Here is a 6,802-nt window from a genome sequence, read left to right as displayed (position 1 = left end):
CGGGGCAGCGGCCGGGGCGGCAGGCCGGGCGGCGGGCCGGGCGGCGGGCGGGGCGGATGCCTCGCGGGTCGAAGAGGACGGGGGGTTCGTGTTCGGGGTGCTCACCAGTTGAGCTTAACCGCATCCCGCGCGGCGTCGGTCGCCCGGTCTACAGTGGGGAACTGTGCCAGAGCCCGTCATCGTTGCCCAGAATCTCGTCAAGAAGTACAAGGATTTCGCCGCCGTCGACGGCATCTCCTTCGAGGTCGCTCCCGGAGAGTCGTTCGGGTTGCTCGGCCCGAACGGCGCCGGCAAATCCACGACCATGCGGATGGTGGGGGCCGTCTCCACCCGCACCGGCGGCGACCTGCGCATCCTCGGCATGGACCCGGACCGGTACGGCCCGGAGATCCGCTCGCGCCTGGGCGTCGTGCCGCAGACCGACAACCTCGACACCGAACTGAGGGTGCGGGAGAACCTGCTCGTCTACGGGCGCTACTTCGGCCTCCCGCGGGCCCAGGTTGCCCGCCGTGCCGACGAGCTGCTCGCGTTCGCGCAGCTGGAAGACAAGGCGAAGGCGAGGGTCGACGCCCTGTCCGGCGGCATGAAGCGGCGCCTGACCATCGCCCGGGCCCTGATCAACGAGCCGAGCATCCTCCTGCTCGACGAGCCCACCACCGGGCTCGACCCGCAGGCCAGGCACATCCTCTGGGACCGGCTGTTCCGGCTCAAGGAACAGGGCACGACCCTGCTGCTGACCACCCACTACATGGATGAGGCGGAGCAGCTCTGCGACCGGCTGGTCGTCGTCGACAAGGGCGTCATCATGGCCGAGGGCGCCCCGGCGCAGCTGATCCGCACCTATTCGTCCCGGGAGGTGCTCGAGGTGCGGTTCGGCTCGGACCTGAACGCCGACGTGGCCGCGCAGCTCGCCGGGATGGGCGACCGGCTCGAGGTGCTGCCCGACCGCATCCTGATCTACAGCGAGAACGGCGAGTCCGAGCTGGTGCGCATCATCGACGCGGGGCTGAAACCGATCACCAGCCTGGTGCGGCGCTCCAGCCTCGAAGACGTGTTCCTGCGCCTGACCGGGCGGACCCTGATCGAATGAGCACGCCCACGCCCCCGCCCGGCTCCGTCGGCGACCAGGCCATCCGTGCCACCCGGCACGCCCGGCGCTGGGGTTCCTGGTATGTGGCCGAGCACCGCTTCCGGGTGATGCGCTCCTACGCCCAGACGGTGGTCGTGACCGCCATCGGCAACCCGGTGATCTACCTCTACGCGATGGGCGTCGGCCTGGCCACCCTCGTCGACGCCAACCTGGGCCCGGACGCGGTGGCCGGGGTCAGCTACCTGGCCTTCGTCGCCCCCGCCCTGCTCTGCAGCGCGGCGATCACCGTGGCCAGCGAGGAGTTCACCTACCCGATCATGCTCGGCTTCAAGTGGAACCCGGTGTTCTACGGCATGAACGCCGCCCCGATCCAGCCCGGGCAGATCATCAACGGCATCGTCATCTCGGTGGCCCTGCGGATGAGCGTCACCTGCGGCATCTACTACGCGTTCATGCTGGTCTTCGGGGCGGTGCCGTCCCCGGCCGGGTTCCTGGCCGTCTTCGCGGCCCTGCTCACCGGGCTCGGCTTCGGCGCCCTGCTGATGGCGTACACGGCCACCCTGACCGAGGACACCGGTCAGCTGGCCATGGTGATGCGGTTCATCATCCTGCCGATGACCCTGTTCTCCGGCACCTTCTTCCCGCTCAGCGTGCTGCCGGTCTGGCTGCAGTGGATCGGCTGGATCTCCCCGCTCTGGCACGGCACCGAGCTCGCCCGGGTGCTGACCTACGGGGCGAGCGAGCCGATCTGGCTGAGTGTGACGCACGTGCTCTACCTGGCGATTCTGCTGACCCTGGGCTGGACCTGGGCGCGCCGGGTCGCCGCGAGGAGGCTGAACAAATGACCGGGATCGACGACCTGAGAACGGATGCCGCGGCATCCCGCCCGCTCGGCGCCCTCTACGCCGGCAACGCTCGCAGTGTCATGCTGCGGGGCTGGCAGGCGACGCGGAGCACGAACTGGCTGGTCGTGGTCAGCGGCTTCTTCGAGCCGATCTTCTACCTGCTCTCGATGGGGCTCGGCCTCGGCGCCCTGGTCGGCACGATCACAACCGAGTCCGGCCAGGAGGTTCCCTACGCGGCGTTCATCGCGCCGGCGCTGCTGGCGGTCGCGGCGATGAACGGCGCCATCTACGACTCCACCTGGAACGTGTTCTTCAAGATGCAGTTCGCGAAGCTCTACGAGGGGATGCTGTCCACCTCGCTGGGCCCGCTGGATGTCGCGCTCGGCGAGATCTCACTGGCCCTGCTCCGTGGGGCGCTGTACGCCACCGGGTTCATGGTGGTGATGCAGGTGCTCGGGCTGAACCTGTCCTGGTGGGCGCTGCTCGCCCTGCCGGCCGTGCTGCTGATCGCGTTCGGCTTCGCGAGCGTGGGGATGGCGGTGACGAGCTTCATGAAGACGTTCCAGCAGATGGACTGGATCAACTTCCTGCTGCTGCCGATGTTCCTGTTCTCAGCCACGTTCTATCCGCTGAGCGTCTACCCGCAGCCGATCCAGTACGTGATCCAGGTGCTGCCGCTCTGGCACGGGATCGAGCTCGTGCGCGGCCTGACCACCGGCCAGGTCGACGTGGGCATGCTCTGGCACGTGCTCTACTACCTGGTGATGATCCTGCTCGGCCTGGTCTTCACGACCAGGCGCCTGCGCGCCCTCTTCCTCGACTGAGAGTGCCCGTTCCGGTCGAGAGTGACCCGCGGAACGGGCACTGTCGACCGGAACGGGTTCAGTCGAAGCTGTATCCCCGCAGCTTCTGCAACAGCTGGGCGGTCGCGATGGCCGCCGCAGCCGCCTCCGCGCCCTTGTCCTCCTTCGAGCCGGGCAGGCCGACCCGGTCCAGGCCCTGCTGCTCGTCGTCGAGGGTGAGCACGCCGAAGCCCACGGGCTTGCCGGCGTCCAGCGCCACCCGGGTCAGGCCATCCGTCGCCGCCGCCGACACGTACTCGAAGTGCGGGGTGCCGCCGCGGATGATCACGCCGAGGGCGACGACCGCGTCGGCGCCGTTGTCGAGGGCGACCTTGCATGCCACCGGCAACTCGAAGCTGCCGGGCACCCGCACCAGGGAGTGGCGGGCCCCGGATTCCTCGAGCACCCGGGTGGCACCGGCGATCAGCCCGTCGGTGATCACGTCGTGCCACCGTCCGGCGACGATCACGATGTCCAGCCCGGTTCCGTCGACGCTGATCTCGGGGGAGCCTGCTCCGCTCATAGTGTGATTCCCTTCAACATGTCGCTGTCTGCGATGTGGTGGCCCATCCGGTCGCGCTTGACGGCCAGGTAATCCTGATTGTGGGTGCCGACGCCGACCACCAGTGGCACACGTTCGGTCACCTCGATGCCGTGCGCCTCGAGCTGGCGCATCTTCTCCGGGTTGTTGGTCAGCAGGCGCACGGAGGAGATGCCCATCTCGTGCAGGATGGCCGTCGCGGCGCCGTAGTCGCGGGAATCCGCGGGCAGGCCCAGCGCGAGGTTGGCGTCGAAGGTATCCAGCCCCTCCTCCTGCAGTTTGTAGGCGCGCAGCTTGTTGATCAGGCCGATGCCGCGCCCCTCCTGGCCACGCAGGTAGACGACGACTCCGCCCTCGACCCGGATCGTCTCGAGCGCCGCGTCGAGTTGGGGTCCGCACTCGCACTTGAGTGACCCGAACGCCTCCCCGGTCAGGCACTCGGAATGCACGCGCACGAGGGCGCCGTTCGCGGGGGTGCCGGAGACGATGGCCACATGGTCCGCACCGGTCATCCGGTCGCGGTAGGCCCGCACCTGGAAGGCCCCGTGCACGGTGGGAACGGTGGTCTCCACCTCGAAGTCCACCCGCGGCGACTCGAGGATCGGGCTGACGGTGGGCAGGTCCGTGTCGCAGTGGAACTCCTGCAGGTACGCGATCAGGTCCTTGATCGTGATCACGAGAACCCCCTCGCGCTCGCCGAGTTCGAGCAGCCCGGGCAGGCGCATCATCTCGCCGTCCTCGGCAACGATCTCGCAGATCGCGGCGACCGGCACGAGTCCGGCGAGCTTCATCAGGTCGACGGCGGCCTCGGTGTGGCCATCGCGCTCACGCACGCCGCCGTCCCGGGCACGGAGCGGCATGATGTGGCCGGGACGGTGCACGCTGGCGGGCGTGGAGTCCGGGTCGGCCAGCACCCGCAGGGTGTGGGCGCGGTCGCCCGCGCTGATCCCGGTGCTGAGGCGGTCCGCCGCGTCGACCGACACGGTGTAGTTGGTGCCGCGCGCATCCTCGTTGTTGAGTACCATCACCGGCAGGTCGAGCTTGTCGGCGAGGTCGTTGGTCATCGGCGCGCAGATGAAACCGGAGGAGTAGCGCACCGTCCAGGCGATCCACTCCTGAGTGGCCAGCTGGGCGGAGATGATCACGTCGCCCTCGTTCTCACGGCCCTCGTCGTCGGCGACGATGACCGGTTTCCCCAACCTGAGTGCGTCCAGGGCGGCGGGGATGTCAGCGAGACTCATGAGTTGCTCCTTTTCGATCCTGCGTCAGCCAGGGCGAGCATGCGCTCCACGTGGCGGGCCAGGATGTCTGTTTCTATGTTGACGCGATCGCCGGCCGCGCGCTGTCCCAGCGTCGTGGCGGTGAGGGTTTCGGGGATGAGCGAGACTTCGAACCACTGGTCCGGTTCGCTCGCCGGGCTGATGTTGCTGACGGTCAGGGAGACGCCGTCGACGGCGATTGACCCTTTGCCGGTGACCAGCGGGGCCAGTTCGGGGGAGAGGCTGAACCGGAGCACCCGCCACGCATCGCCGGGGGTGACGCCCAGCAGGGTGCTGGTGCCGTCGATGTGGCCCTGCACGATGTGTCCGCCCAGCCGGTCGCCCACCCGGGCGGCGCGTTCGAGGTTGACCGGGCTGCCGGGCTGCACCGCGTCGAGGGTGGACATGGCGAGGGTTTGGGCCATCACATCGGCCGTGAACGTGTCACCGGTGCGCTCGACGACCGTGAGGCAGACGCCGTTGACCGAGATCGAGTCCCCGTGGCCCGCATCGGCCACGACCAGCGGTCCGCGGACGGTGAGCCGGGCGGCATCCGCCCCGCGCTCGACCTTCTCGACCTGGCCGAGTTCCTCGATGATTCCGGTGAACATGCTTCCCCTATCTGGGCCGGGCCACGACGAGGAGGTCCTCGCCGAGCCGGACGTAGTGTTCGATGGTCAGTCGCCGCTGCTCGTCAATGCCGGCGACGCCGATGTCGCCGAGGGCCAGCCGGCCGCCGCCGAGCAGCGTGGGCGCCAGGTAGACGAGGTACTCGTCCACGAGGCCGGCCGCGACGAACGCGCTGGCGAGCGTGGGCCCGCCCTCGATGAAAGCGTGACGGATGCCGCTCCGGTGCAGTTCGCCGAGCACCGCGAGCAGGTCGTGGGTGGCGAAGATCAGCGGCGAGTGCGGGTGGCCCCGCACGGCGGCGCCCACGGGGATGCCGCGGGCGCCGATCACGACCGGCACCGGCTGCGCGGGCAGGAGCTGCCCGTCGGCGTCGCGGGCGGTCAGCGCGGGGTCGTCGGCGAGCACCGTGCCGGTGCCGACGAGGATGGCGTCGGCCGCCGAGCGGCGCCGGTGCACGTCCTGGCGGGCTTCCGGCCCGGTGATCCAGCGGCTCGTCCCGTCCGCGGCAGCTGCCCGGCCGTCGAGGCTCGACGCCCACTTGAGCGTAACGAACGGTCGTCCCAGCCGGGCCGCGACGAGCCAGTCGGCGAGGAAGGGCCCGACCTCGTCGGCGAGCAGCCCGCCGACGACGTCGACGCCGTGGGAGCGCAGTCGGTCGGCTCCGCCGCCGGAGACGGGCCCAGGGTCGGCGACCGCGTAGACCACGCGGGCCACGCCGGCGTCGATCAGCGCGAGCGCACAGGGCCCGGTGCGCCCGGTGTGGTTGCAGGGTTCGAGGGTGACGACGGCGGTCGCGCCGCGGGCGGCTCCGGCCGAAAGCCGGGCGAGGGCATCCACCTCGGCGTGCGGCGTGCCGGCGCCACGGTGCCAGCCCTCCGCCAGGAACTGCCCGGAAGCGTCGAGGAGGACACAGCCGACGCGGGGGTTCGGGCCCGTGGCCGGTCCGTTCGCGGCCAACTCGAGCGCACGCCGCATAACGGCCTCGAGCGTCGCCTGGTCGGTCATTTCCGGTCCTCGTTCGTTTCTGAACGAACTCCGGGTTTTCGGTGCGCTGAACACCGTGTGGGTTGCGCAAGGCGAAACCCGCCGATCGGCCGGGAAGGCCAATCGACTCGTGCGCCTCTCATCCGGACTTTAACCGTCGGTGCTGGAATTTCACCAGCTCAACCGTTTCGCCCTGGAGCGGAACGGGTCGCGGACTTTCACCGCCGGTTCGGATTCACACCGACCCCGGAGCACGTTTCTTGTTACTAGTTATATCTCAACGCATCCGTCGCCGGGTAATTCCCGGCCCGGACTGTTCACAGCTCGCACAGTGCCCGGGTCGACTCTCGGCGACGCACAGGCTCACCGGGGGCGGCGGTCGTTCCTTCCCCGTGGGGGGTGCGCACCGATTATCGTTTCTAGTCACGGCCTCACCAGCACTCACGGCCTCACCAGTACGCAGCGTTACGACCTGACAAGGGAGTTAGTCCATGACCGAACACGTCATCGCCATCGACCAGGGCACCACCAGTACCCGCGCGATCATCTTCGACAAGGCCGGGACGATCATTTCCGCCGGTCAGCTCGAGCACGAGCAGATCTTCCCCCGG

8 protein-coding genes and 1 riboswitch are annotated in these 6,802 nt (G+C 69.3%); of the genes, 4 read left to right on the top strand and 4 right to left on the bottom strand.

The features are described from left to right. The first annotated feature begins 163 nt into the window (after positions 1 to 163). Genes E3T37_RS14515 through E3T37_RS14505 form a run of 3 tightly spaced genes read left to right on the top strand, consistent with a single transcriptional unit; the run spans position 164 to position 2,759 of the window. Positions 164 to 1,090, top strand: coding sequence for an ABC transporter ATP-binding protein (locus E3T37_RS14515; protein ID WP_134367990.1), 927 nt, complete (start codon positions 164 to 166; stop codon positions 1,088 to 1,090). Then, positions 1,087 to 1,935 carry an ABC transporter permease gene (locus tag E3T37_RS14510; protein WP_134367989.1) on the top strand — a complete coding sequence of 283 codons (849 nt, stop codon included), beginning with the start codon at positions 1,087 to 1,089 and terminating at the stop codon, positions 1,933 to 1,935. Before E3T37_RS14515 ends, E3T37_RS14510 begins: the two co-directional genes overlap by 4 nt. Then, positions 1,932 to 2,759, top strand: coding sequence for an ABC transporter permease (locus E3T37_RS14505; RefSeq protein WP_134367988.1), 828 nt, complete (start codon positions 1,932 to 1,934; stop codon positions 2,757 to 2,759). The genes E3T37_RS14510 and E3T37_RS14505 overlap by 4 nt, the downstream gene beginning before the upstream one ends. Before the next feature lie 58 nt (positions 2,760 to 2,817). Here E3T37_RS14505 and ribH read toward each other — a convergent pair whose 3' ends face one another. Genes ribH through ribD form a run of 4 tightly spaced genes read right to left on the bottom strand, consistent with a single transcriptional unit; the run spans position 2,818 to position 6,212 of the window. Next, entirely contained in the window at positions 2,818 to 3,300 is a 483-nt protein-coding gene (ribH, locus tag E3T37_RS14500; RefSeq protein ID WP_134367986.1) for a 6,7-dimethyl-8-ribityllumazine synthase, read from the bottom strand. Further along, positions 3,297 to 4,559: a GTP cyclohydrolase II gene (ribA, locus tag E3T37_RS14495; RefSeq protein ID WP_134367984.1), complete on the bottom strand. Its 1,263-nt coding sequence runs from the start codon at positions 4,557 to 4,559 to the stop codon at positions 3,297 to 3,299. The genes ribH and ribA overlap by 4 nt, the downstream gene beginning before the upstream one ends. Beyond that, positions 4,556 to 5,188 (bottom strand): riboflavin synthase, encoded by a 633-nt coding sequence (locus tag E3T37_RS14490; protein ID WP_134367982.1) that lies wholly within the window; start codon positions 5,186 to 5,188, stop codon positions 4,556 to 4,558. The genes ribA and E3T37_RS14490 overlap by 4 nt, the downstream gene beginning before the upstream one ends. A gap of 7 nt (positions 5,189 to 5,195) precedes the next feature. After that, entirely contained in the window at positions 5,196 to 6,212 is a 1,017-nt protein-coding gene (gene ribD / locus E3T37_RS14485; protein WP_241985513.1) for a bifunctional diaminohydroxyphosphoribosylaminopyrimidine deaminase/5-amino-6-(5-phosphoribosylamino)uracil reductase RibD, read from the bottom strand. A 106-nt stretch (positions 6,213 to 6,318) separates the two neighbouring features. Beyond that, a riboswitch (FMN riboswitch) is annotated at positions 6,319 to 6,449 on the bottom strand. 233 nt (positions 6,450 to 6,682) lie between these two features. On the opposite strand from ribD, the gene E3T37_RS14480 reads away from it, so the two are divergent. After that, positions 6,683 to 6,802, top strand: a 120-nt coding sequence (locus tag E3T37_RS14480; RefSeq protein WP_134367980.1) for an FGGY family carbohydrate kinase, incomplete at its 3' end; no start/stop codon positions are given.

The sequence above is a fragment of the Cryobacterium sp. TMT2-10 genome, assembly GCF_004403075.1.
GTDB classification, from domain to species: Bacteria; Actinomycetota; Actinomycetes; order Actinomycetales; family Microbacteriaceae; genus Cryobacterium; species Cryobacterium shii.
Note: the sequence above shows the minus strand (reverse complement) of the source record. Positions and strands in the feature narration are given on the sequence as shown.